The sequence below is a fragment of the Acidovorax sp. GW821-FHT10A04 genome (assembly GCF_059415825.1).
The window spans coordinates 82,450-105,824 of sequence record NZ_JBWKNZ010000021.1 but is presented as its reverse complement, the minus strand read 5'-3'; the positions used below and the strand labels follow the sequence as shown (position 1 = coordinate 105,824).

23 protein-coding genes are annotated in these 23,375 nt (G+C 66.2%); 6 read left to right on the top strand and 17 right to left on the bottom strand.

Going from position 1 to position 23,375, the window contains the following annotated elements; genetic code table 11:
* The first annotated feature begins 125 nt into the window (after window positions 1–125).
* The gene (gene alaC / locus AC07PF_RS30800; protein WP_494614442.1) at window positions 126–1,355 is read left to right on the top strand and encodes an alanine transaminase; all 1,230 of its coding nucleotides are present in this window, start codon (window positions 126–128) and stop codon (window positions 1,353–1,355) included.
* An 86-nt stretch (window positions 1,356–1,441) separates the two neighbouring features.
* On the top strand, window positions 1,442–3,136 hold the full coding sequence (locus AC07PF_RS30795) for a GAF domain-containing protein (protein WP_494614441.1): 1,695 nt from the start codon (window positions 1,442–1,444) through the stop codon (window positions 3,134–3,136).
* Between the two features lie 54 nt (window positions 3,137–3,190).
* Here the strand turns inward: AC07PF_RS30795 and AC07PF_RS30790 are convergent, their stop codons facing one another.
* The 15 genes from AC07PF_RS30790 to AC07PF_RS30720 form a co-directional block, all read right to left on the bottom strand.
* Complete coding sequence (locus AC07PF_RS30790) at window positions 3,191–4,297, bottom strand: M14 family metallopeptidase (RefSeq protein ID WP_494614440.1); 1,107 nt, start codon at window positions 4,295–4,297, stop codon at window positions 3,191–3,193.
* A 36-nt stretch (window positions 4,298–4,333) separates the two neighbouring features.
* Entirely contained in the window at window positions 4,334–5,173 is an 840-nt protein-coding gene (locus tag AC07PF_RS30785; protein ID WP_494614439.1) for an urease accessory protein UreD, read from the bottom strand.
* 188 nt (window positions 5,174–5,361) lie between these two features.
* A complete protein-coding gene (locus tag AC07PF_RS30780) occupies window positions 5,362–6,726 on the bottom strand; it encodes an FAD-binding oxidoreductase (protein ID WP_494614438.1) in 1,365 nt (454 codons plus the stop codon).
* A gap of 108 nt (window positions 6,727–6,834) precedes the next feature.
* The gene (locus tag AC07PF_RS30775) at window positions 6,835–7,728 is read right to left on the bottom strand and encodes an ABC transporter permease (protein ID WP_494614437.1); all 894 of its coding nucleotides are present in this window, start codon (window positions 7,726–7,728) and stop codon (window positions 6,835–6,837) included.
* Complete coding sequence (locus tag AC07PF_RS30770; protein ID WP_494614436.1) at window positions 7,725–8,558, bottom strand: ABC transporter ATP-binding protein; 834 nt, start codon at window positions 8,556–8,558, stop codon at window positions 7,725–7,727. Before AC07PF_RS30770 ends, AC07PF_RS30775 begins: the two co-directional genes overlap by 4 nt.
* Before the next feature lie 75 nt (window positions 8,559–8,633).
* Window positions 8,634–9,632 (bottom strand): ABC transporter substrate-binding protein, encoded by a 999-nt coding sequence (locus AC07PF_RS30765; RefSeq protein ID WP_145695473.1) that lies wholly within the window; start codon window positions 9,630–9,632, stop codon window positions 8,634–8,636.
* A gap of 77 nt (window positions 9,633–9,709) precedes the next feature.
* Window positions 9,710–10,573 carry a creatininase family protein gene (locus AC07PF_RS30760; protein ID WP_494614435.1) on the bottom strand — a complete coding sequence of 288 codons (864 nt, stop codon included), beginning with the start codon at window positions 10,571–10,573 and terminating at the stop codon, window positions 9,710–9,712.
* Between the two features lie 32 nt (window positions 10,574–10,605).
* The gene (locus AC07PF_RS30755) at window positions 10,606–11,076 is read right to left on the bottom strand and encodes a RidA family protein (RefSeq protein WP_007858201.1); all 471 of its coding nucleotides are present in this window, start codon (window positions 11,074–11,076) and stop codon (window positions 10,606–10,608) included.
* Complete coding sequence (locus tag AC07PF_RS30750) at window positions 11,073–12,404, bottom strand: amidohydrolase family protein (protein ID WP_494614434.1); 1,332 nt, start codon at window positions 12,402–12,404, stop codon at window positions 11,073–11,075. Before AC07PF_RS30750 ends, AC07PF_RS30755 begins: the two co-directional genes overlap by 4 nt.
* A 13-nt stretch (window positions 12,405–12,417) precedes the next feature.
* The gene (locus AC07PF_RS30745; RefSeq protein ID WP_494614433.1) at window positions 12,418–13,005 is read right to left on the bottom strand and encodes an NAD(P)H-dependent oxidoreductase; all 588 of its coding nucleotides are present in this window, start codon (window positions 13,003–13,005) and stop codon (window positions 12,418–12,420) included.
* Between the two features lie 16 nt (window positions 13,006–13,021).
* Window positions 13,022–13,327, bottom strand: coding sequence for a 2Fe-2S iron-sulfur cluster-binding protein (locus tag AC07PF_RS30740; protein ID WP_494614432.1), 306 nt, complete (start codon window positions 13,325–13,327; stop codon window positions 13,022–13,024).
* 140 nt (window positions 13,328–13,467) lie between these two features.
* Window positions 13,468–14,166: a TetR family transcriptional regulator C-terminal domain-containing protein gene (locus AC07PF_RS30735; protein WP_494614431.1), complete on the bottom strand. Its 699-nt coding sequence runs from the start codon at window positions 14,164–14,166 to the stop codon at window positions 13,468–13,470.
* Between the two features lie 22 nt (window positions 14,167–14,188).
* Entirely contained in the window at window positions 14,189–14,719 is a 531-nt protein-coding gene (locus tag AC07PF_RS30730) for a nucleoside deaminase (RefSeq protein ID WP_409961520.1), read from the bottom strand.
* 101 nt (window positions 14,720–14,820) lie between these two features.
* Window positions 14,821–15,342 (bottom strand): nucleoside deaminase, encoded by a 522-nt coding sequence (locus AC07PF_RS30725; RefSeq protein ID WP_494614430.1) that lies wholly within the window; start codon window positions 15,340–15,342, stop codon window positions 14,821–14,823.
* Window positions 15,339–16,382 carry an ABC transporter substrate-binding protein gene (locus AC07PF_RS30720; RefSeq protein ID WP_494614456.1) on the bottom strand — a complete coding sequence of 348 codons (1,044 nt, stop codon included), beginning with the start codon at window positions 16,380–16,382 and terminating at the stop codon, window positions 15,339–15,341. Before AC07PF_RS30720 ends, AC07PF_RS30725 begins: the two co-directional genes overlap by 4 nt.
* 757 nt (window positions 16,383–17,139) lie before the next feature.
* Here AC07PF_RS30720 and AC07PF_RS30715 point away from each other — a divergent pair.
* A complete protein-coding gene (locus AC07PF_RS30715; RefSeq protein WP_494614455.1) occupies window positions 17,140–18,084 on the top strand; it encodes an isopenicillin N synthase family dioxygenase in 945 nt (314 codons plus the stop codon).
* A 28-nt stretch (window positions 18,085–18,112) separates the two neighbouring features.
* Here the strand turns inward: AC07PF_RS30715 and AC07PF_RS30710 are convergent, their stop codons facing one another.
* A complete protein-coding gene (locus tag AC07PF_RS30710) occupies window positions 18,113–18,592 on the bottom strand; it encodes a ribosomal protein L7/L12 (RefSeq protein WP_494614429.1) in 480 nt (159 codons plus the stop codon).
* Between the two features lie 104 nt (window positions 18,593–18,696).
* Between AC07PF_RS30710 and AC07PF_RS30705 the strand changes: the two genes are divergently transcribed.
* From AC07PF_RS30705 to AC07PF_RS30695, 3 genes are all read left to right on the top strand, one after another.
* Window positions 18,697–18,915 (top strand): PfkB family carbohydrate kinase, encoded by a 219-nt coding sequence (locus AC07PF_RS30705; protein ID WP_494614428.1) that lies wholly within the window; start codon window positions 18,697–18,699, stop codon window positions 18,913–18,915.
* A gap of 41 nt (window positions 18,916–18,956) precedes the next feature.
* Entirely contained in the window at window positions 18,957–19,802 is an 846-nt protein-coding gene (locus AC07PF_RS30700) for a helix-turn-helix transcriptional regulator (protein WP_494614427.1), read from the top strand.
* A gap of 401 nt (window positions 19,803–20,203) precedes the next feature.
* Window positions 20,204–22,219, top strand: coding sequence for a hypothetical protein (locus AC07PF_RS30695; RefSeq protein WP_494614426.1), 2,016 nt, complete (start codon window positions 20,204–20,206; stop codon window positions 22,217–22,219).
* A 100-nt stretch (window positions 22,220–22,319) separates the two neighbouring features.
* On the opposite strand, the gene AC07PF_RS30690 is transcribed toward AC07PF_RS30695, so the two are convergent.
* The gene (locus tag AC07PF_RS30690) at window positions 22,320–23,372 is read right to left on the bottom strand and encodes a patatin-like phospholipase family protein (RefSeq protein WP_494614425.1); all 1,053 of its coding nucleotides are present in this window, start codon (window positions 23,370–23,372) and stop codon (window positions 22,320–22,322) included.
* Window positions 23,373–23,375 lie beyond the last annotated feature (3 nt).

The window sequence follows — 23,375 nt, the reverse complement described above, 5'->3', positions numbered from 1 at the left end:
CGGCGCTACAGCGCCGCCCTCTGCAGACCGGCCACCGCGTTCTGCGTTACAGTGAACGCGGGCCAACCCCATTGTTGGCCACGTCGCTCGGACGGTTCCGGGCGCTTACGTGAAAGTTCACCAGCATGTCTGCTTCTCAGGGCAAGCGCCGCTTTGCGCGCATCGATCGCCTCCCCCCCTACGTCTTCAACATCACGGCCGAGCTCAAGCTGGCTGCCCGCCGCCGTGGCGAGGACATCATCGACATGAGCATGGGCAACCCCGATGGCGCGACCCCGCCGCACATCGTGGCCAAGCTCACCGAGGTGGCCCAGCGGCCCGACACCCACGGCTACTCCGCCAGCAAGGGCATCCCGCGCCTGCGCCGCGCCATCAGCCACTGGTACAAGGACCGCTATGCGGTGGACATCAACCCCGACACCGAGGCCATCGTCACCATCGGCTCCAAGGAGGGCCTGGCCCACCTGATGCTGGCCACGCTGGACCGGGGCGACACCGTGCTCGTGCCCGACCCGAGTTACCCGATCCACATCTATGGCGCGGTGATCGCCGGGGCCGACATCCGCAGCGTGCCCGTGGCACCCGACGTGGACTTTTTTGCCGAGCTCGAAAAAGCCATCCGCGGCAGCTACCCCAAGCCCAAGATGATGATCTTCGGCTTTCCGAGCAACCCTACGGCGCAGTGCGTGGAGCTGTCGTTCTTCGAGCGCGTGATCGCCCTGGCCAAGAAGCACGACATCCTGGTGGTGCACGACCTGGCCTACGCCGACATCGTGTACGACGGCTACCGCGCCCCCAGCATCATGGAAGTGCCCGGCGCCAAGGACGTGGCGGTGGAGTTCTTCACCCTGTCCAAGAGCTACAACATGGCCGGCTGGCGCGTGGGCTTCATGGTCGGCAACCCCGACCTCGTGGCCGCGCTCGCCCGCATCAAGAGCTACCACGACTACGGCACCTTCACTCCCCTGCAGGTCGCGGCCATCGCCGCGCTCGAGGGCGACCAGCAGTGTGTGAAAGACATCGCCGCCCAGTACCAGCGTCGCCGCGACGTGCTCTACAAAGGCCTCACCGAAGCCGGCTGGGCCGTGGACTGCCCCAAGGCCAGCATGTACATCTGGGCCCGCATTCCCGAGCCCTACCGCGCCCTGGGCTCGCTCGAATTCGCGCGCCAGCTGCTCGACAAGGCCAAGGTCTGCGTCTCGCCCGGCATCGGCTTCGGCGACCAGGGCGATGAGTACGTGCGCTTCGCCCTCATCGAGAACGAGGCCCGCATCCGCCAGGCCGTGCGCGGCATCCGCGCCATGTTCAAGGCCGATGGCTTGCTGAAGGTGCCGGCGGCGACCGGGGCAGCGTGATGCGGCATTGATGCCGGCCTGTCGTTGGGGCTGTGGGTGCGCGCGCCTGGGTTTTGGACCCGGCGCGCTGCACCACAATCGGCACCGTGAATTCACCTACCGCCATCCCTCGTCTCTTTTCTTCTGATTCTTCATTTGCATGCCTGGGCCGGGCGCGTTCCAGCGCTGCAGCAGCTGCGGCAGTAGCGGTTGTCGTGGCGCGGTCGTGTCTGCCGGTGCATGCCCAGGGCGCTGCGGCCCAGATGGCTGTTGCCACGCCCGCTGCGGCGTGCTCCTTTGCCGGCACGGGCGTGTTGCCCCGGGACACCATCGTGATTGCAGCGGGTAGCTACGGTGGGCGCCCCGCCGGCTTCCAGATCGACCAAAGCGGCAACGACGCCACGGTCTTCGACGTCACGGTGCATGCAGACAAGCCAGTGGCCCTGCTTCTGGCCGCGTACGAGCCGTCTGTCTGGTCCGTCGGCTGGACAGCGGGGACCCGGGTCGTCGCGGTGTTTGCCACGGGCTACCACCGCCAGGCTGTGGCCGGGCTTCCTGCCGGCACGCCCATCATCACCTCGGCCCACACTGAACAAGGCGAGTGTGGCTATGCCTATCTGGGCGAAAGCCTGGCCTGGGTCAACCCGAAGTCCCGCGCCGTGTTCGGCAAGGAGGCCAAAAGGGTTTACGACAAGGCGCCCGAGGGGGCCATCCTCATCACAGAGTCCTCCCGTGCGCCGACGGCGCCCATGCGCTCGCCCGATACGGCGGTCGAATCCTTTCGCAGTCCCGATGCGCTGCTGGCCGGCAAGGCCGGCCTGGAATTGGGCGTGCGCAAGGGCCTGCTGCGCATGGCGGTCGAGGGCGACGTCCAGGCCGTGCGCAGGCACTACCAGAAGCTGGCCGCAAACAACAGCCGAGCGGGCAAGGCCGACATACCCCCCGTCGCAGGCCAGGCACCCGGCGCGGGGCCTGCAGTGCAGATACCGAACCTGTACCTGGGCAACACCTACGTCGTGCTCAAGCCCTTCACCCTTCCCGCAGGGCTGTACGGGGGCACTCCGCTTCCTTCATCGTGCCCAAGGGCGTGCCCGCCCCCGGCGGAGACCTGGGGCACAGCATGGTCGTCAACCTCAACAGCAGCCAGGAAAAGCAGGCCTGCACGGGATCGGGTTGTCGTTGAGGGCGCGTGTTGGGGCCGCGAGTGTGCGAAACGCATGCAACAAAACCATACGTCTGCTTACCGCTGGAATGCCCAGTCGCGGTTTAGACTGGCAGGTATGCACATGCTCGACTACAACCCCGACGACCTGGATGTCACCATTTCTGAAATGCTGGTCGCCACCAGCGACTCCGCCGACCATGAACTTCCCGAAGTGGTTCCAGCGGTGTTGAAGCTGCTGCGCAAGCGCCTGGGCATGGACGTGGCCTTCGTCTCCCAGATCGCCGATGGCCGCCGCACCTTCAAGGCCGTGGACAACGCGCCCGACTTCCCGTTGCTTCAGCCCGGCATGTCCGATCCGGCCGAAGAAAGCTGGTGCCAGTATGTCGTCGAGGGCCGTCTGCCAGAGAAGATCGACGATGCAGCGCCCCTCGTCAAGGCAGGGAAGGCGCCCGACCCCGGATTTACCATCGGCACCCACCTGAGCACCCCCGTGCGCTTGGCCGACGGCCAGGTCTATGGCACCCTGTGCTGCTTCAGCCGGGGTGTGCAGAAGGATGCGGACATCGACCGGCTGCGGTACACGGCGAACCTGCTGGGCGAGAAGTTATCGGAGGGGGCAGGAGAGACTTCTCGTTGAACTCGCGGTGATGGGGTGGCGACCACGGCGCGCTTGTTGGGGCCCCGCTGCCCCTCAAGCCTTGCGCAACCCCTGCAGCGTCTGCAGCAGCACCACCCGCGTCTGCCCCAGCACCATGCCCTTCCACTCCTCGTTGTCGCAGTAGAACGTGTCGCGCAGCTGGGCGCGGATCTCGCGCTGCTGCGCTGCGGGTGCCTCGGGGTGGCGGCGCAGCCAGGTGTCCGCGCGCAGGCGGTACAGCATGTCGGGCTCGGGCACGGTGCCGAACTCCAGGCCCATGGGCGCGATGCGGGCGTTGGGGCATTCGTCGAATGCGGTGGTGACCACCGGGCCCGACACATCGGCCGAGGCCGAGTCGCCGGAGAACGGCGAGAACACGTCGGCGCCCCACCAGGACTGGGCCAGCGCCAGGTCTTCGGGCGTGTTGCGGCCCGGGTAGATCTTCTCGCCATGGCCATAGGGGCCCAGGCCCGTGTGCACGTCGATCCAGCCCAGGTGCGTGGCGGCTGCCGCGTACTTGCGCAGGATGGCGCGGATGGTCCTGTTGCTCCACGACGGGGCGGTGCCGCCGTAGAACAAGCCGTCGGGCGAGGTGTACTGCCCCTTGAACACGGCATTGCGGAAGGCGGCCATGCCGTGCCGGGCAATATAGGCGTCCACCGCTGCGTCGTCGGCGGGTGTGGGTGGCCAGGTGGCGGGCAGCACCAGCGGCTCGACCTCGGCATACGCCGTGTTCACCGGCAGCGGCGCGCTGAAGTCGATGTGGTTGCGGTTCAGGTCGATGTTGTCTTCGTTGGTGCGGTGCAGGTGCGAGAACCCGTGCGGGTTGACCGCATGCACCAGCAGCAGTGCCACGCCGGCCTGTTCGAGCCGCGCGAGCAGGTCGGCATCGTGGAGCGTGGCGACCTGCGTGCCCGAGCCGCAGAAGCCCTCGGGCCCATGCGTGCCCGAGGTCACAAGCAGGATCTTTTGCGCACCGATGGCGCCGACCAGCGCCACGTCGGTGGCCAGCTCTTCGCCCAGCGCACCCCGGTGCTCCGGGTGCACAAAGGACTCGATGGCCGCGCCGCTGTGCGCCGCGGCTTCGAGGAACTTGGTGCGGGCTTCGGCGTAGGTGCCCGAGAAGTGGCGCGTGGCCGCGCTGCGTTGCGGTGTAGGCATGGCGAATGGCTCCTGTGTGGGGTGTGTCGAGTGGGGCTACATCGCCCAGATCCGAGGCGCCTCGCCCTGCAGCGCCCACATCTGCTCGCGCCAGGCCACGCGCACGGCCTTGAGCAGCTTCATCGCCGGCTCCACCTGCGGGGCCAGCACGCGCACCACCACCATCTGCGCGTTGGGGCTGGTGGCGCCTGCGGTGGCGGTCAGGGTGGGGTGCGCATCCATCACCGCGCGCGCCGCGTCCAGTGCGGCGTCGCGGCGGTTGCGCTCCAGCGCGCTGCCTGCGGCAAAGAACATGCTGGCCATGCAGCGCTGGCCGGCCAGGCCCAGCGGGCTTTGTAGCAGGCGCTCGTCGGCGGCGTCGATCACGCCGCGCTCCAGCCACAGGCCGGGCACGGTGAGGTGCTGCACGAAGCGGCCCTGCACAAAGGGCTGCTCGGCATGGGGCAGGCCCAGGGCGGTCACGTCCCAGCCCATGCATTCGGCGCCAGGCGCCAGGTTCAGGGTGAGGTGGTTCTCGGCATTGCAGGCGCTGTAGCACAGGGCCTCCAGCGGCAGCCATTCCAGGCGCGCGCCCTCGGCCAGTGTCAGGTGGCTGCGCTGCAGCGCCAGCGGGCCGGTGGAGCGGTAAAAGCGCGTGGCGCCCGGCGTGGTCACCAGGCCGTGCGCGCCCGGGCCCACGGTGGCGGTGATGTCCAGCGTGTCGCCGCCCACCAGGCCGCCGGGCGGGTGCACCAGCACGTTGTGGCAGATGCCATCGCCCTCGGGGTACAGGCTTTGCAGGATGCGCAGCGGGCCGTTGTGCTCGTACCGTGCCACGGTGCGGGCGTTGGGTTCTTCAACGGTGTAGTCGAGCTGCAGGCGGGCGTGCCAGGACATGGATGAATCACTGCCGAGCTGCGCGGCTGCTATTAAATGAATAGCTGATTATGCCTCTGCGACTTTTTGCACGGCGGCTTTGAAGGATCGCGTTCAGCCGGATAGCTAGGCGGTGAGCCGCAGACAGTGCTTTTGCACGGCAAGGCTCCCCAACGACGCTAGCTGGTTGAAGGCAAATCCGCAGGGCACTAAGCCACCTTGGCTACAGGAGGTACCCAGCTGCGCAGCTTGCCGGGGTTGAGCAGGCCCTGTGGATCGAAGCGCTGCTTGATGCCCACCACTGCCGGGTCCAGGTTGTTCTGCTTGCCGTCTTCCACGATGTAGACGTGCGGGTTGTTGATCTGCACGCCATGGTCGCGGTAGATCTGCATGATCTGGTTCAGGCGCTCCTCGGTGCTGTAGCGGATGATCTGCAGCCCGCTGCAGTTGAAGGCGCCTTCCTTGGTGCGCAGAAACTCCAGGTGCATCATCACCTCGCCGCCCAGGGCCTTCTCCAGCGCCTTCACCTGCTCCAACCGGGTGGCGGGGTTGAAGCCGCTCTGGATGTAAGTGAGCGTCTTGTCCACCTTCAGCGCGTGCAGGGTGGTGTGGTTCCAGGTGTATTCGAGCAGGGTCTTGTGGCTCTTTTCCACCTCGTCGGCGGTCTTGCGATAGCTGACGCTGCCGCCATACTTGGTGGCCATGTCGCGCATGCCGTCTTCGGAGTGCGGGGCCACCAGCAGCATCACCGCATGGCAGCCCGCGGGCAGGTGCTCGGCCAGGCTGGTGAAGTAGGCGGGGATGGGCGCGGCCAGAAAGCACACCTCCTTTTTCTCCAGCCCCGGCGCGGCGCCGAAGCGGTCGGCAAACTCCAGCGCGGCGTCGAAGTCGGTGAAGGTGACGATGCATTCCGTCCACGCCACCGTGGGGGTCAGCGCCACCTCCAGCTCCAGCACGATGCCGTTGGTACCGTAGGTGTGGTGCAGCAGCATGGCCTCGGGGCCGCGCAGCTCGATGACCTGGGGCTCGGGCTCCACCGTCATGGCACGCACCGCCAGCACGTTGCCAGGGGCGGCCAGCGGGCCGTGGTTGATCGACCCGGCCCCGCCAAAGCCGCCGCCGAACAGCCCGCCCAAGGTGGCGCTGCGGTAGGTGGAGGGCAGCCAGCGCAGCTCCTGTCCCAGGGGCTTGGCCTGCGCGTCGAAGTCCGACAGGCGGATGCCTGCCTGCGCCCGGCCCACGCCGCCACGCACCCAGCCAAAGCCGTTGTAGCCCGACAGGTCCAGGATCACCCCGCCGTGCAGCGGCGTGCTCTGCCCGTAGTTGCCGGTGCCGCTGCCGCGCACGGTGAGAGGGATCTGCGCCTGTGCGCAAGCCGCCACCACCTGGCGGATCTCGTCCTCGGTGCGCGGGCGCACGGCCACGTCGCCGCGCTTGCCGGCCAGGTCGCGCTTGAGCACGGGGCTGAACCAGGCAAAGTCCTGCGACAGGCGGCCCACGCGCAGCGGGTCGGCAATCCAGTCCAGGCCGGGCAGCAGCTCGGGCAGTTGGTGGGCGGTGAGGGTGTTGGTCATGTCTGTCTCTCCTGTCGGTGCGGCGGGCGGCGTGGGGCGGGCAAAGCGCAGCCCCCACCACGCGTGCGCGGTGTCAAAAAATGGATGCGGTCCGGGTGGGTGGTGGGCTCAGTCGTGCGAGTTTTCGCTGGCGTGCCAGCTGCCCAGGGCCAGCCGGGTACCCCAGGCCATCAGGGCGAACAAGGCGACACCGGTCAGCGAGATCAGCAGCAGCGCAGCGAACATGCGCGGTATGTTGAGCTGAAACCCCGCCTGCAGGATCTGGTAGGCCAGGCCCGCGCCCTGGCCGCCGGTGCCGGCCACGAATTCGGCCACCACGGCGCCGATCAGCGCCAGCCCGCTCGATATGCGCAGCCCGCCGAAGAAGTAGGGCAGCGCGCTCGGAATGCGCAGGCGCAGCAGGGTCTGCATGCGCGTGGCGCGGTTGAGCTTGAAGTAGCTTTGCAGGTCCGGCTCCACGCTGCGCAGGCCCAGCGTGGTGTTGCTGATGATGGGGAACAGCGCCACCAGCGCGGCACAGATCACCATCGACGCGGTCGGGTCCTTCACCCAGATGATGATCAGCGGCGCCACCGCCACGATGGGCGTGACCTGCAGCAGCACGGCGTACGGGAACAGCGCCGTCTCGATGCGCTTGCTCTGCACGAACAGAAACGAGATCAGCACCCCGGCCACCGTGGCCACGGCAAAGGCCAGCACGGTGATCTTGACGGTGACCCAGAGCGATCCGCCCAGGGCCGCCCAGTCGGTGAACAGCGTCTTGAGCATGAGCAGGGGCGAGGGCACCAGGTAGGGCGGCAGCTCCATTGCCGTGACCAGGCCCTGCCACAGCGCGATGAGCACCAGACCCACGAGCAGCGGGTAGACCACGCGCTGCACGCGCGGTTGGGCCATGAGGGGCACGCGCGTTGCGGCGGGCTTGGGCGCCTTGGCGCGGGCGGGTTGCCCGCTGCGCTCGACCGGTGCGGGCGCTGCAGGTGCAGTAGGGTAGGGGGTGCTCATGTTGCGGTCTCCTCGGTGTCGGCGCTGGCGCGCAGCAGGCTGTCCTGCAGCTGCTTGGCATAGCGGCTGAATTCGGGCGAGACCATGAAGTCCGCCGTGCGCGGGTAGGGCGCGGCTATGCGGAACTCCTCGACCACGCGGCCGGGGCGCGCGGCCATCATCACCACGCGGCTCGACAGGAACACCGCCTCGTGGATCGAGTGCGTCACGAAGATCACCGTCAGCTTCTTCTTGCGCCACAGGTCCAGCAGGTCGGCATCGAGCTTGTGGCGCGTGATCTCGTCGAGCGCGCCGAAGGGCTCGTCCATCAGCAACAGGTCAGGCTGGGTCACCAGGCCGCGCGCGATGGACACGCGCATCTGCATGCCGCCCGACAGGGCGCGCGGCAGTGCATTGGCAAACTTCGATAGGCCCACCAGGGCCAGAGCCTCGGCCACGCGGCCATCGGCCTCCTGGCGCGGCATGCCGGCCAGGTCCAGCGGCAGGCGCACATTGGTCTGCACGCTGGCCCAGGGCATGAGCGTGGGCGACTGGAAGACAAAGGCCATCTTCTTGCCGCTTTCCTCCAGCTGCGCCACGGGCTTGTGCCACAGCTGCAGCCGGCCATCGGTGGGCTCCAGCAGGCCGGCCACCATCTTCAGCAGCGTACTCTTGCCGCAGCCCGAGGGGCCGAGCAGGGTGACGAACTCGCCTTCCTCGATGGTCAGGTCCACCGGCAGCAAGGCCTGCGTGCCGTTGGGGTAGGTCTTCTCGGCCGACAGCACCTGCACGGCGGGCGTGGGGCGGTGGGTCGTTGTCGGGTCGGCGGGGGTGGGCTCAGCAGACTGCATGGGGTCGCCTTTCGATGGATGCGGCCCGCTCCGCTGCGCGCGGGGCCGGGGCCGCTGTTTCAGGGCAGGGTGGGCTTACGGAAGAACCTTGAGGTCCTTGACGAAGGCTGTGCTGTACGTATCGGCCAGCTTCACCTTGGCCGGGTCGATCAGCTTGGCCTCCACCAGGAAGTCGTAGCTCGCCTTGGCGCGCGCATCGGTCATCACGCCGATGCCCATGCTGGCCGCGTCGCCACCCGTCACCATGCCCATCTCCTTGAGCTTGGCCACGCTGTAGGCCAGCTGCTCATCGGTCATGTTCGGGTTGTCCTTCTTGATCAGGGCATTGGCCGGGGCCGGGTCGGCCAGGTAGCTCTTCCAGCCTTCCATGGTGGCCTTCACGAAGGAGGCGACGGCGGTGCCGCGCTCCTTGACGGTCTTGTCCATGCAGCTCACCGTGGTGGCGTAGGCGGGGTAGCCCTGGTCGCTGAACATCAGGGTGTTGGCCTTCACACCGGCCTTGGCGATGGCGAAGGGCTCGGACGTCAGGTAGCCCTGCTGGGCGGTGTTCTTGTCGGCCACGAAGGGCTGGATGTTGAAGGTATAGGGCCGCGTCTGCGCGTCGTTGAAGCCGTACTTGGCCTTCAGCCACGGCCAGTAGCCGCGCTGGGCCGACGATGCGATGAGGATGGTCTTGCCCTTGAGGTCCTCGAACTTCTTCACGTCGTCGTGCGCGATCAGCACCTGCGGGTCTTTCTGGAAGACGGCCGCCACCGTGGTCACGGGCACGCCGCCCTCGCGCATCTGGATCATCTGCAGGTCGCTCGATCCCATCACGCACTCGGCCTGGCCGGCCGCCATCATCTGCACGATGTTGACCTGCGGGCCACCCATCTTGATGGTCACGTCCAGCCCGTACTTCTTGTACAGGCCCGTGGCCACCGCCTGGTAGAAGCCGCCATGCTCGGCCTGCGCATACCAGTTGGTCATGTAGGTGAACTTTTCCTGCGCGTGGGCCTGCATGGTGCCGGCGGCACCAACAGCGAGCAGTGCGGCTGCACCAAGTTTGGAAAGGCGGGAGGCGGTCTTCTTCATCATGGCAGTGCTCCGGTAGGTGGTGGAGGGGGAACAGGGACGAAAAGGGGGGATGGATACGGCTGCGTTCGCAGGTTTCAAGCCAGGGCGGTGGAGCTCTCCACATGGCCCGTGTGGTTGGCGCGGCCCCAGGTGGCTTCGGCGCGCGGGGCCCAGCGCAGCTGGTGCAGCTCGGTGATGGCGGCGGCCCAGCTCACGGCCAGCGAGTCGAGGATTGCGTGGCCCTGCTCGGCCGTGGCCGGCAGCGGGTCGCCGATGATGCCGCTGGGCCCGAAGTCGCGCGCGCTCCAGGCGCAGGCCGGGCGGCCGTCGGGCGACAGAAGGGGCGAGCCGAACACGGGCGGGTAGTTCACCACCGCGCGTTCCATGTGCACGGTGTCGGGCGCCAGGGCCAGCATCAGCGCCGTCTCGGCATGGCCGGCGTGCATGGCCAGCTTCTTCTCCTGCTCCGACAAATACTTGCCCGCCACGTGCGGCACGCGCCAGGTGAAGCTGGGCACCACGATGAAGTCGCCATGGCGCAGGCGCAGCTCGCGCGCGCACATCTCCATCACCTGCGGCTGGCCGCCATGGCCGTTGACGAACAGCAGCTTGCGAAAGCCCGCGCGGTAGACCGACTCGCCCACCTCGTTCATGGTGGCCAGCAGGGTCTCGCCGCTCAAGGTGACCGTGCCGGGGAAGTGCAGGTGCTCCTCCGACTTGCCGTAGGTGATGGGTGCCATGGCAAAGGCCGGCACCTCGGCGGGCAGGCGCGCCAGCGCATGGCCCACCACGCCCGCGCTGATCACCGTGTCCACCGCGCAGGGCAGGTGCGGGCCGTGCTGCTCGGTGGCGCCCGTGGGCAGCACGATCACGGTGTTCTCCTTGTCCGGCAGGTCGACGATCTCGGTCCAGCTCAGGTAGGGCAGGTAGCGGTGGGGCGGGGTGTAGCCGTGCAGCATGGGCGGGTCTTTCGTGAAGGGGGATGTGGAGATCAGCGCAAGGGGAGGTAGGCGGTCGCTTCCACCTCGATCAGGATGTCGGCCGTGGGCAGCATGCCGGTGACCTCCACCACGGTGGAGGCCGGCGGCTCGCCCGGGAAGAACAGCTTGCGCACGCGGCTGTACTGGGGAAAGTGGTCCAGGTGCTTGAAGTACTGCACCAGCTTGAACACGTCGGACATCTGGCCGCCCGCGGCCTCGATGGTCAGGCGGATGCGGTCGAGCACATACCAGCTCTGCGCCAGGATGGGCCCCTCCTTGATGTCGCTGCTGAACTCGCCCGTGCGGCCGATCAGCGTGGCCGCTTCGTCGGGGATGTCGGCGTAGCCGCGCACGATGCGGCTGGCCGCAGGGTCCACGGCGATGATCCCGGACAGGAACACCAGGTCGCCCGCGCGGCGCCAGGCGGCATAGCGGGCCAGGGGCTGGGCAATGCCCGAGGGGGTGGTGGAAGCGGTCGTCATGCAAGGCTCCGGTCAGGAATGGGGGAGGGGGCTGGGGTGGCGTTGGCCACATGCCACGCCGCGCTGGCATGGCCGCTGGTGACGCGGCCCTGGCGCAGCACCACGCGCTGCTGCGTGCGCGATGGAAAGCCCCAGCCATCGGCCTGCTGGAAGACGATCAGGTCGGCCGGCATACCGGGCTGCAAGGGCAGGGCATCGGGCCCGCGGTGCAGCCAGTCGCTGCGGCACAGCGCCTCGGACCAGCGGTCGAACGGCGCGTCGAGCTGCGCCGCCAGCACGCCGGTGGCCAGGGCCTCCAGCGGGTCCAGGCTGCCTACGGGGCAGAACGGGTCCTGGATGTTGTCGCTGGCCACCAGTACCGGAATGCCGCGCGCACGCGCCTCCTTGATGAGGGTGATGCCCCGCTGGCGCGGCGTGCGGCCCGTGGTGGCGTCCTGCAGCAGCAGGTTGGTGATGGGCAGGGTGACCAGGGTGATGGGGCAGCGCGCCACGGCGTCCAGCGTGGCCAGGGCGGTGGCCTCGTCCTGCGCGGCCAGCGCGCAGGTGTGGCCGCAGACCACGTGGCCCTCGAAGCGCAGCTCCTGCAGCAGCGCGGCCGTGGTGGCCAGGCCCTGGGCGCCGGGGTGCAGCTCCTCGTCCACATGCAGGTCCACGTTCAGGCCGTGGTGCTGCGCGGCCTCGAACAGGTGGCGCAGGGCCTGTGGGTCCCAGTTCGTGGAATGCACGAAGCCCCCCAGCAGCGCGCCCGGGCCGCTGTCGGCCACGGTGGCGGCCAGCCGCATGGCGGTGGTGCGTTCGGTGTACAGGTGCAGGGGGATCAGGGCGACGCGCTCCAGCAGCAGGCGGCCGGCCCATTCGTGCGCCAGGCTGCGCAGCACATTCCAGGCGAGCGGTTGCGCATCGGGCTCCCACCAATCGCAGTGGGTGCGCAGGTGCACGGTGCCGGCCTCGTACGCCCATTGCAGGGCGCGGCTGGCACGGGCGCGGATGTCGGCCTCGGTCCAGCACTGGCGGTCCACCATCATGGCCTCGATGGCGCCCAGCAGGCCAGGCTTCACCGTGCCCATGCGCGGCAGGGTAAAGGCCTTGTCCAGGTGGGTGTGCGCGTCCACCAGGCCGGGCAGCACCAGGGCGCCAGCCAGGTCCCAGGTAGCGCCTGCGGGGGCAGCTTGCGCGGGGCTGTGCGGCGCGATGGACTCGACGCGGCCCTGCACCAGGTGCACATCGGCCAGCTCGGGCTGGCTGCCTTGCGTGGGCCAGTGGTGCGGCAGCAGCCAGCGCGGCAGCCGCGCGCGCAGCAGGTGGTCGGGGGCGTTGGATGCGTGCATGGACAAGATCCCCTCAGGCAAAGCGCGCCATGGCCTGGCCCACGCGGGCCTTGAAGGCCTCGAGCCGCGGTGGCGTGGCCACGTTCATGTGGTAGTAGGCGTGGTAGTCCACGCGCGCCTTGCCGCCCGTGAGCAGGCGCATGTAGCGCGTGACGGACTTGCGCGGTGGGTCGCCCATGAGCAGCGCCGTCCAGCGCGGGCGGCCATAGGTCACCACGGCCGAGATGCGCTTGATGTGCGTGAGCGAGGGCTTGACGTTGTGCGGGTCGCTGATGTCGAAGGCCACGCCGGGCATCAGCACCCGGTCGAAAAAGCCCTTGAGCATGGCCGGCATGCCGAAGCACCAGGTGGGAAAGCAGAACACCACCGCCTCGGCCCACATCAGCCGGTCCACATAGCCCTGCACGGGCAGGCGGTTGCTCGGCACCTCGTGGTAGCCCAGGCGCTCCTCGCGGCTGAGCACGGGGTTGAAGTCCTCGGCATACAGGTCGCAGTCGTCCACCGCGTGGCCGGCGCCGCGCAGCTGCTGCACCACCTCGGCATGCAGGGCCGCGTTGTAGCTGGTCTCCACCGGGTGGCAATAGATCACGAGGATGCGCATGGCGGGGGCTCCTTCTTCAAAGGTCGAGCGTGAGCGTGGGCCCGTGGCTGCGCGCGCAGCACACGGCCACATGGGTGGCCTGCTCCTCAGGGCTCAGGCAGCTGTCGCGGTGGTCGGGCGCGCCGGCCAGCCAGCGCGTGGCGCAGGTGCCGCACACGCCCTGTTCGCACAGCGTGTCGATGGCGATGCCGGCGAGCTGCAGCACATCGGCCATGCTTTCGCCGGGCTCCACGGGCAGCCGCATCTGGCTGCGCGCAAGCACCAGTTCAAAAGAAGCCGGTTCCGTGGCGGGCAGCGGCGCTGCCGGGGCTGGGGTTTGCATGTTTGACCACTTGATTTGATCGATTGGTCAAACTATTGCAAATGCTGTGCCAGCAGGGCTTTTGGGGCTGTTGCCTGGCTTGCCCTGGGTCAAGGCGCTGTGTGGGCGCTGCTGCTACGCCCGCAAGCGTGCAGGCCTGTTCACTCTGGTGCGAAATCGGGTGCCAGGCCACAGCCCAGCAGCACGAAATTGGTGAGCTCGCGCACGATGGGTTCGCGGTCGATGGTTTCTTCAGGCGCCAGGCCCAGCATGATGTGCACCTGCACGCCGTAGTCGGCGTAGTGCTGCGTCATGCCCCAGATCTGCATGAGCAAGAGGCGCGCGTCCAACCGGCGCATGCGGCCCTCGGCGATCCAGCGGTCGATCAGGTCCACCTTCTGCTGGGTGGACTTCACGGCCACGGGCCAGTACCGGCCCAGGTTGCGCCCGCCGCCCAGCACCTCGGTGGTGAAGATGCGCGACAGGCCCGGGTTGTCCAGCGCGTAGTCGAGCTTCTTGCGCACATAGGTGCTCAGCACCTTCTTCGGGTCGTCGCTCTGGCTGTCGAACTGGAAGGCACCCGACCAGCCGTTGAGCACCGAGTACAGCAGCTCCTCGTACAGCTCTTCCTTGCTGGCGATGTAGTAGTGCAGCTGCGGTTTGGTCAGCCCCGCGCGCTCGGCAATGGCCTTGGTGGATGCGCCCTTGAAACCATGGCGGCTGAACTCGGCAATCGCTGCCTCGCGGATCGCACCCAGGATGCGCTCGCGCCCCTGCTTGGAGCGGCTGAGCAGGGCGCCAGAGACATTGCTGCTGCCATCGGCTTCGGGTTCGGTCACGGAGGGGGCTTTGGGCGGCATGGCGGGGATTGTCGCTGGTCGCTCACGATTTCCAGAAGCCGACATGGGGGGCACTCGCCTCTTCGAGCAGAGCTGGGCCAATGCACTCGATGGCGTGCGGCGATGCGGCGAACACGTCGCGGCACGACAGCTCGGCATCGCGCTGCTCCGCGCGCTCGCCGCGGAACTCGCGCAGCCGCACCGCGTCGATGCCGAACACCACCCGCCCGATGCCCGACCAGAAGATCGCGCCCGCACACATCACGCAGGGCTCGGCCGACGAATACAGCGTGGCCTGGGCCAGCGCATCGCGGCCCACGCGCGGGCTGAGCTGGCGCACCGCATTGGTCTCGGCGTGGCCGGTGCAATCGCCCGTTTCGGTGGCATTGCAGTAGGCCTCGGCCAGCAGCTCCCCATCGGCCCCCACGATAATCGCCCCGAAGGGCCGGTTGCCGCGCGCCCGCGCCGTGCACGACCAGGCGATGGCCTTGCGCAGGTAGGTGCCATCGGTGTCGTCGATGTCGGCAGGGTCGTCGAACTGGTGGTGCGGCACGGCGGCCATCAGGGCATGCATGGGTGTCTCCGTCAGGATGATCGGTTGCTGTTGCCACCGCTATGCATTTGGCATGCCACGAACAATGTGTGACATGTATGCATGCCTTTCCGGGCCCGGCCTCAGGTTTTCCACGCGCCCTGGTGCGAGGTCGAGCATTCCTCGATCAGCGCCGGCCCTATGCAATCGATGGGATGGGGCGAGCTGTTGAACACATCGCGGCAGAACAGTTCGGCATCGCGCTGGTCCAGCCGCTCGCCGCGGAACACGCGCAGGCGCACCGCGTCGATGCCATAGACCACGCGCCCGATGTTGGCCCAGTAGATGGCGCCGGCGCACATCACGCAGGGCTCGGCCGACGAATACAGCGTTGCCCCGGCCAAGGCCTCGCGGCCGTGCACCGGGCTGGCCAGGCGCACGGCCGAGGTCTCGGCGTGCGCGGTGCAGTCGCCGTTCTCGCCGGTGGAGTTCCAGGCCTCGGCCAGCACCTGGCCGTCGGCCGCCACGATCAGGGCGCCAAACGGCCGGTTGCCGCGCGCGCGGGCCTTGTCAGCCAGGGCGATGGCCTGGCGCAGGTATTTGCCGTCGCGCTCGTCGATGCTTGCCTCCTGCGGCAGCAGCTCTACCGGGGCGGCGCCGTTCATGCCACCACCTTGCGGTCGGCCAGCGCAGGCAGGAAGGCGGCGTTGAACACCCGCTCGGGCGCAGGCTTGCGCGCCAGGTTGAACACGGCCGCCACCTCCTCGATCTGGTGCGCCAGCACGGTGCCCTGCACGCCGCCCAGGCCCACGGCCTGCGATTCGGCCGTCTGCAGGTACTGGCGCGTGATGGCCCAGCGATCGCGCTCCACCTCCATGTTCAGGATGGCCTCGCGCGCCTTGATGGCGGCAAACGCCGCCTCGGGGTTGGCCAGCGTCTCGCGCAGCGCGCGGTTGCTGGCGCGCAAAAAGGCCTTGGCCACCTCGGGCTTCTCCTGCAGCAGCTTGCCGGCCAGCACGGCATTGCCATACAGGTTCAGGCCCGCCTTGTTGTATTCGAGCACCGACAGGTCCTTGGGCGGCACGCGTGCGAACAGCGACACGGCCGAGTCGTGGAAGTAGGTGGCGGCATCGACATCGCCGCGCACCACCACGTTGTCGCGCGCGCTGAAGTCGGTGGTCACCCAACTGAACAGCTCGGGCGGGGTCTTGAGCGCGCGGGCCACCATGGGCCAGCTGCGGCGCGTGGCTTCCACCGCGGCTGCAGCCACCTTCTTGCCCTTGAGCGACTGGAAGTCGGTGGTGATGCCCCGATCCTTGCGGCCGATGATGACGAAGGGCGCACGGTTGTAGTACTGGTAGATGGCCTGCACCGGCGTGTCGCCGTTCTGCGCGTGGAACTCGGCCAGCGAGCTGATGTCGCCCAGCCCGATGTCGTAGGCCCCGCTGGCCACGCGCGTGATCGATGCCACGGAGCCTGCGCCCACGTCGATGGTCACGTCCAGGCCCTCGTCCTTGAAGTAACCCTTGGCCTGCGCCAGGAAGAAGGGCGAGGTCTGGCTGGTCACGCGAAAGTCCAGCGTGAACTTGAGTGGGGTCAGCGCGCCCTGCGCATGCACCACGGCAGGCGCGGCCAGGCTGGCAGCGCCCAGCGTGGTGGCGATGGAGGAGGCGAGGGTGGTCGAGAGAAAGCGGCGGCGTTGCATCAGCATGGCGGTGGCCCAGGTTCGGTGGAATGTCCCGGGCCCACAGGCGTGTGCCGCCGCAGGACCGGGTCGAACTGAGCAATTTCCGGGCGCCACCAACAGCAAAGAAAGGTGGCAGCGCTGAACGCTTCTACTCGGCAGGGGCTGATGCAGAAAGCGTGCCCGGTGCCGCAAAAGCGCCGCGCTGGGCTGCGCCCCAGGTCCCTTTTTGCCAGTGCCTTGCCTTGGCGCAAGCCACTGCGGGGCCGCCTGTGCATCGTGTGCAAAAAGGGTTGGCAAGCGCTGCGCACGCACCTGTGTTGCGCAGGCTTGGTGCGTTGCTGCCCTGGTTTGGTGAGTGTGGGGGCCCCGGAACTACGCGGCGCCGTGGTGCCTCCCTGTGGGGCGCCCGAATGTGTTGCTGGCCTGCTGTTTGCTAGCATTTGCACTGAGAGTAGAAGCGTTCAGTCCAGCCCATCCGCATTGCGTGGACCGGCTGGCGGGTCATTGCTCTTGAAGCCGGTGGCGGCTTGCGTGCGGTGCGCGTGCCCTTTGAGGGCCCGCGCAGCCTGCGGGCCGTTGCCATTGTTCCCTTCAAGAGCCACATGGCGCCGCGCCGCTTCTTCTGCCTGCGGCCTGCCGTGTGCCTTGTTTGCCATTGATCCAACGAGGAAACCACGCCATGCACAGCAGCACCACTGCCACCCCCACGGCATCGTCCGTCTACGAGCCCACCGTCGCCCCCGACGTGCTGGGCGAGCTCGAAAAAGAATCGCGCATGGGCGGCGCGATGGACGGCGAGACCTCCACGCGCGAAGTGCGCCGCATCGACATCTCCAACTTCGACGAGCGCAAGGAAGAAATCGCCGAGCAGCTGTGGGCCGCATCGGTCGACATCGGCTTCTTCCAGGTGACGAACCACGGCATCCCCATCGAGGACATCCGCGCCGCGTTTGCACGGGCGCAGGCCTTCTTCGACCAGCCCAAGGACACCAAGGCCCAGTGGCCCCTGTCGCGCAACTCCGGCTGGGAGCACAAGGCGCAGATCCGCCCCTCCACGCGCACGCCGGACCAGAAAGAGTCGTACCAGGTCACGCGCCCGCGCATGGCCGGCCTGTGGCCCACCGAGGCCGAGCTGCCCGGCTTCCAGGCCGCCACCCTGGCCTTCGAGCGCCAGTGCTGGGAGGTGGGCATGCGCCTGCTCTCGTGCTTTGCCTACAAGCTGGGCTTTGATGCGGACTTCTTCACCCGCGCCCACCAGCCCGACCTGCCCACCTACCAGAGCACGCTGCGCATGCTGCATTACTTTGCGGTGGACCCTGCCCTCAAGGACGAGCTGGGCCTGTGGCGCGCCGGCGCCCACACCGACTTCGACTGCCTCACCCTGCTGTTCCAGCGCCCCGGCCAGGGCGGCCTGCAGGTGCTGCCCGGCAAGGAGGCCGAAGGCCGCCAGTGGACCAGCGTGGAGCCGGCCGAAGGCGTGATCACCTGCAACATCGGCGACATGCTCACGCGCTGGAGCGACGACCAACTGCCCAGCAATTTTCACCGCGTGCGCAACCCCCTGCCGCACGAGTACCAGGGCGCCCGCTACAGCCTGGCCTTCTTCTGCCAGGCCAATGAAGACGCCGTCATCGAAGGCCCCGCCAAGAAGTACCCGCCCATCACCGGCGCCGAATACCTGCGCCAGCGCATCAGCGCCAACTTTTCCAACAAGTACTGATTGAGGGGGGCGCGCGCGCGGGGCTCGCTCAGGCCCCGCCGCGCATCCACAGGTAGGCAACCACAGTCGCCACCAGCACCACGGCCACCACGATCCAGTTGCCTATGCCACCGCTAGGCTGCTGGCCGGGCGAAAGGCCCGTGGTGCCCGCACCCATGCCGATGGATGCCGGCTCGGCCATGGACTGCTCGATCGCATCGGCCCGCTCCTTGGCCTCCTTCAGGCCCAGCCCCTCATGGTCGCGCAGCAGGCGGATGGCCTCGATCTTGTTGCCCTCGGCCAGGGCCTGGCGCACGGCGTCGGGCACGTGGAAGCTGCCATCCACCGGCTGCGCCGCACGGGCTGCCACCGACACCGCTTCGCCACGCTGGTGCGCGTCGATCAGGTCCTTGGCCTCCTTGAGTCCCAGGCCCGTGGCGGCGCGCAGGCGTTTGATGGCTTCGATGAGCTGGCCTGCATCGAGTGCGGCCAGCACGTCGGGTGGGAGGGAAGGGCCGGCATGGCGCATGGCAGTTCTGTTCAGCAGTGGCGATGAAAGGGGTTCTATCACGGCCGGGTGCGAATGTGCAGGGGCCCGGCCCATCCTTGCATTCCGTTGCAAGGTGAGGCGGCTTGCTGCTTGGACTGGCCAAAGGCAGCCAACTCACTGGCCGCCATACGGTCGAAGAAATCTCGGTCTTCTACTTGGAGCGTGGCGCCAGGCAGGTCGTTGCCAAACTTAGGCCTGCAGGCACTTACTACGCGCAACGCAACGGCGCATCGGGCATCGCACCTGGCCTGCGCGTCGAGCGTGTGGTCGATATCGTGGGGGCTGGTGATGGACCGGTCTGAAGAATGGTGTCTAAAACACAAATCAGTGTAAAGTTGGAGCTATGGATAACAAAATCAAGTACTACCGCGCTAAGCGTGGGCTAACTCAAGCGCAACTTGCAGAGCTGGCCGGTACAAGTCAGCAGCAGATTCAAAGGCTAGAGACAGGGAAGATTGCTGCCCGACTCGAACTGGCTACAAGCCTAGCGAAAGCTCTGGAAGTGACCATGGCCACCTTGTTTCCAGGTTCTGCTCGCGCACTCACGGCAATGAAGAAGGAACAAGAAGGCGAGCCGAGATATCTTCCAGCCGATAAGACCTACGGACGGGTAGCAGCGACAGGTGTAGAAGCCGATTCGCGTTATTGGATCTTCCGCGTTCAGTTGCGTGGTCAGTCCGATGTGCTTGACTTCTACGTGGAGCCGGAAGAAAAGCGACGACTGTTTAGCGCGGTTCAGAGCGAGTCAGGTGATGACGAAGAGTTGAGCTTTATTGTGTTCGATACAAAGGACGAACGGATTGGGCTGAACCTTGCACATTGTCTCTACTGTCACTTCATCTATGAGGCAAGGGAGATGGGCTCGTCGGATGAAAATGATAGCGACGAGGAAGAAGCAGGTGGCGTGCAAGCATACTTCGCTGATCTGTTGACCCCTGTGAGGTTCTCCGTTGATATGGATCGTGGAGAGCCGGGCGATGAAGAGGATGCAGGCTGTTTCAGAACGATCTTCTTCTATATGGACATCAATGTCGAGCGTAACCAGCGCTTCTACTTTGAAGACGGTGATGGCGAGAACGTTTTCATCCGGGCAGCTGATTTGGCACTCCTCAAAGTGCCTCTTTGGGTTGTTGACCCTGACTTCTTGCTGATCGACGACGAGGACGAAGAGCGCACTGAGAACGCCTGACTATGCGGCCGAATGTGTGAATCGCGAAAGCGCGAGGATCCCAATCGAATGGCGTGTTGCCCCACAATCTTTTCCACATGCAGTGCCATGAAGGCGAGATATCGTTGCGCGCGATGGCTTATCACCTGTAGGTGGCGAAAGATACGCTCCTTTTGGCGGGGGCTTGTGCGCTGGCTACCTCGCGCGCCTAGTCAATGCGCTGGCGGCCATTCCGATGACCGCCCAGAGGTTCGCTGTCGCCGGTAAACCTCGGCTCTTCCAGTGATACCTACGCAGCGCTTGAAGGTGGCTTTCATTGCTAGAGGGAGGTACGTCAATCAGTTGGCTAACATTCACCAACTGTTGTGGCACCATGCAGGCAGCAACCGCTTATAAGAACCTAGAAACGGGGGAGGCCAGCCATGCAGGTGGACATCGTCGGACGGATTCGCAATCTCCAGTTGCCTGTCACCCAGCCGCTCATCCCGCTGTTTGAATGCTTGGTGAACTCCATCGAGGCCATCGAAGACGCTGGTATTTCAGATGGCCGCATCGACGTTTATCTGGAGCGAGAGCCCCGGCAGGTGGCATTGGCTGGCAGCGAAGAGACGGCAATGGCCGCTATTCGGGATGTCACGATTGTCGACAACGGCGCCGGTTTCAATGATGGCAACGTCCGCGCCTTTTTCTTGTCCGACTCAACCCGAAAGGTCACGCGCGGCAACAAGGGTATCGGGCGCTTCACTTGGCTAAAGGTGTTTCGTGAAGCCGCCATCGACAGCACCTACCTGCAGGACGACAGCGACTGGATGCGTCGGACCTTTCGGTTCGTGGTAACGACCGAAGGGGTTGAAGGCGAGGAGGTCAACGACGCCGAGAGCAAGGAACGCCGAACGTCAGTGAGGCTGACCGGGCTCCGTGCCGAATATGAGAAGCACTTCCCTAAGTCATTGGAGACCATTGCCCACAAGGTCATCGACCATCTGCTCATTCACTTCGTAGGTGGCCAGTGTCCTCAAATTACCCTGCACGACGCCGATGGCCAGTCCTGCAGCCTGAACTACATCTTTGCTGAGGAGGCGAATGAGCGGGCTCAGGAGGTCATCTTCAAACTTAAGGGAAACGACTTTAAGGTGACCGTGTTGCGTTACCAGTCGAGCGCGGTCAAGAACCACACTATCTCTTACTGCGCCAATCAGCGCGAGGTGATCGGGTGGAAGGCCAGCAAGGCCATCCCCGACCTGCAGGGGCGTCTGACAGATGATCAGGGCGAACCGTTCGTCTTCCGCACTTACGTGGCCGGCCCATATCTTGATGCCAAGGTCAACTCGGAGCGCACTGCTTTCATGTTTATGCAGGAGGCAGACCTCGACTTCCCCGATGAGATTACGCGCGAGGAGCTCGATGGCGAAGTAGTCCAGGCGCTCAAGCAAGTTGCCGAACCGTACACGACCCAGCTGCGCGATGAAAAGCGCCAGATTATCGAGAACTTCATTCAGCAAGATGCGCCGCAATACCGCTTTCAGCTCCGGGAGCGTTATCGCGAGAGGTTGGAGCGCATTCCTGCCAACATCTCACGGGACCAACTCGACGTCGAGCTGTACAAAGCCCAGAAGGACATTGAGCTTGAGCATCGCCAGCGTGCGGCCGAAATCAAGAAGGTCCCCCTCGACACCTCGGTCGGCTCGCCTGAATACGCGGCCCTGTACAAGCAGTATCTGGATGAGGAGAACGAGCTTGGCAAGGCAGCCCTTGCCAAGTATGTCGTGCATCGTCGCACTATCCTGGAGATGCTGGATACGGCGTTAAAGGTGCAGGACTCTGGTGCCTACGCACGCGAGGACCTCGTGCACAGTCTCATATATCCAATGCAGGCGGACTCAGAAGATGTCGAGTTCTCGCGGCAGAACTTGTGGGTCGTTGATGAGCGGCTGGCCTATCACTCGTATCTGGCGTCCGATCTCCCGATGAGCAGGCTAAAGGCTGTAAATGCGAAGGGCGGTGATGAACCCGACCTAGCTATCTTCAACACAGCACGTGTGTTTTCTGAGACCAAGAGCCCATATCAGTCGGTTGTCATCGTCGAGTTCAAGAGGCCCGAGCGCAACGAGTACCCCGCAAAGGATGAAAACCCCGTGGAACAGGTTCTTCGTTACGTCCGAAAAATCAAAGCAGGCACAGCCAAGGACAAGGACGGCAAAACTATTAATGTCGGGACTATTCCGTTCTATGCCTACATCCTTTGCAGCCTGACGCCGCGAATCAAGTCCATTGCCGAAACTCACGACTTCGTCAAGACGCCTGATAACGAGGGCTATTTCAGATACCACCAGTCGGCAGGCTGTTACATAGAAATCGTTTCCTATGACAAAGTGCTGAACGACGCCAAGAAACGCAATCGCGCGTTCTTCGAGCGGCTACAGATACCGATGACTTGATGCTCGGAAAGCTGCACAGGGATTGGTCCCTTGTGCCGCAAGCTTGTTGCTTGAAATCAATTCCACGGTACCCCGGTGGTGGTGGCTCGCACTCCCTAATCTATCGAGCCCCCACACACCCTTCCCCCATCCCCGCCATCCCAGCCAACTTCTGCAAACTCGACCGCTTCTCCAGACAAGCCTTGTACTCCGCCTCCCGCACCTTCTCCTGCGCCAATTGCGCAGCACGCGCACGCTCGGCATGCAACTGAGCTATCCGCTCGCGGATCTGCGGCATAGCGGCCAGGGCGGCTTTTTCGCCTTCCAGAATGGCGCTGGCGCGCTGGGCGAAATCGGCGGGGCCGATGTCCAGCACCTGGGGCCGGATCACCACGTCCGCGCGGGTCAGTTCGGCCTCGCCGAGCTTCTGGCCCATGATGGCGATGGACTGGCCCAGGGTGCCCAGCATGTCGCCGGGCGACTTGCCCCGGGCCTTGTTCGAGATGTCCACGGCCACCACCACGTCGGCGCCCAGCTGGCGCGCGGCGTCCACGGGCACGGGGCTCACGATGCCGCCGTCCACAAAATGGTACTTGCCGATGGTGACGGGCTGGAACACGCCGGGCACGCTGCTCGATGCACGCACGGCCTGGCCGGTGTTGCCGCGGGCGAACACGGTGCGCTCGCCGTCTTCCAGGCGCGTGGCGACCACTACGAAGGGCTTGGCCATCTGCTCCAGGCTCTTGCGGCCGACCTGCTCGTTGACGTAGTCCTCGAGCTTCTTGCCCAGCACCAGCCCGCCGGTGGAAAACTGCAGGTCGCGGATCTTGGCTTCGTCCAGCGCCACGGCCTTTTCCTGCATCTCGAAGGCGTTCATGCCGCTGGCGTACAGCGCACCCACCACGGCGCCCGCGCTGGTGCCCGAGACGACGGCGGGCGCAAAACCATTGGCCTCCAGCATCTTGATCACGCCGATGTGCGCAAAGCCCTTGGCCGCGCCGCCGCCCAGGGCAATGCCGACCTTGATGGGGGCTGGCGCTGTGGCTGTAGTGGTGGTGGCTGGTGCTGCAGCCGCTGCCGTGGGCTGGCTGGGGGTGGTGCCGCCGCCGCATGCGGACAGGCCGGCCACGGCCAGTGCAAGCGCCAGGGGGTGCAAAAAAGTGTCCAGGCGCATGGT

Bases quoted from the DNA above. Each gene is read 5' to 3' on its own strand.
- AC07PF_RS30715 (WP_494614455.1), top strand. From the start codon at position 17,140: ATGGGCGGCGCGATGGACGGCGAGACCTCCACGCGCGAAGTGCGCCGC.
- AC07PF_RS30730 (WP_409961520.1), bottom strand. From the start codon at position 14,719: ATGCATGCCCTGATGGCCGCCGTGCCGCACCACCAGTTCGACGACCCT.
- AC07PF_RS30790 (WP_494614440.1), bottom strand. From the start codon at position 4,297: ATGCCTACACCGCAACGCAGCGCGGCCACGCGCCACTTCTCGGGCACC.
- AC07PF_RS30750 (WP_494614434.1), bottom strand. From the start codon at position 12,404: ATGCACGCATCCAACGCCCCCGACCACCTGCTGCGCGCGCGGCTGCCG.
- AC07PF_RS30780 (WP_494614438.1), bottom strand. From the start codon at position 6,726: ATGACCAACACCCTCACCGCCCACCAACTGCCCGAGCTGCTGCCCGGC.
- alaC (WP_494614442.1), top strand. From the start codon at position 126: ATGTCTGCTTCTCAGGGCAAGCGCCGCTTTGCGCGCATCGATCGCCTC.
- AC07PF_RS30775 (WP_494614437.1), bottom strand. From the start codon at position 7,728: ATGAGCACCCCCTACCCTACTGCACCTGCAGCGCCCGCACCGGTCGAG.
- AC07PF_RS30695 (WP_494614426.1), top strand. From the start codon at position 20,204: ATGCAGGTGGACATCGTCGGACGGATTCGCAATCTCCAGTTGCCTGTC.
- AC07PF_RS30720 (WP_494614456.1), bottom strand. From the start codon at position 16,382: ATGCAACGCCGCCGCTTTCTCTCGACCACCCTCGCCTCCTCCATCGCC.
- AC07PF_RS30770 (WP_494614436.1), bottom strand. From the start codon at position 8,558: ATGCAGTCTGCTGAGCCCACCCCCGCCGACCCGACAACGACCCACCGC.
- AC07PF_RS30760 (WP_494614435.1), bottom strand. From the start codon at position 10,573: ATGCTGCACGGCTACACCCCGCCCCACCGCTACCTGCCCTACCTGAGC.
- AC07PF_RS30700 (WP_494614427.1), top strand. From the start codon at position 18,957: ATGGATAACAAAATCAAGTACTACCGCGCTAAGCGTGGGCTAACTCAA.
- AC07PF_RS30725 (WP_494614430.1), bottom strand. From the start codon at position 15,342: ATGAACGGCGCCGCCCCGGTAGAGCTGCTGCCGCAGGAGGCAAGCATC.
- AC07PF_RS30740 (WP_494614432.1), bottom strand. From the start codon at position 13,327: ATGCAAACCCCAGCCCCGGCAGCGCCGCTGCCCGCCACGGAACCGGCT.
- AC07PF_RS30765 (WP_145695473.1), bottom strand. From the start codon at position 9,632: ATGAAGAAGACCGCCTCCCGCCTTTCCAAACTTGGTGCAGCCGCACTG.
- AC07PF_RS30785 (WP_494614439.1), bottom strand. From the start codon at position 5,173: ATGTCCTGGCACGCCCGCCTGCAGCTCGACTACACCGTTGAAGAACCC.
- AC07PF_RS30735 (WP_494614431.1), bottom strand. From the start codon at position 14,166: ATGCCGCCCAAAGCCCCCTCCGTGACCGAACCCGAAGCCGATGGCAGC.
- AC07PF_RS30690 (WP_494614425.1), bottom strand. From the start codon at position 23,372: ATGCGCCTGGACACTTTTTTGCACCCCCTGGCGCTTGCACTGGCCGTG.
- AC07PF_RS30755 (WP_007858201.1), bottom strand. From the start codon at position 11,076: ATGACGACCGCTTCCACCACCCCCTCGGGCATTGCCCAGCCCCTGGCC.
- AC07PF_RS30710 (WP_494614429.1), bottom strand. From the start codon at position 18,592: ATGCGCCATGCCGGCCCTTCCCTCCCACCCGACGTGCTGGCCGCACTC.
- AC07PF_RS30745 (WP_494614433.1), bottom strand. From the start codon at position 13,005: ATGCGCATCCTCGTGATCTATTGCCACCCGGTGGAGACCAGCTACAAC.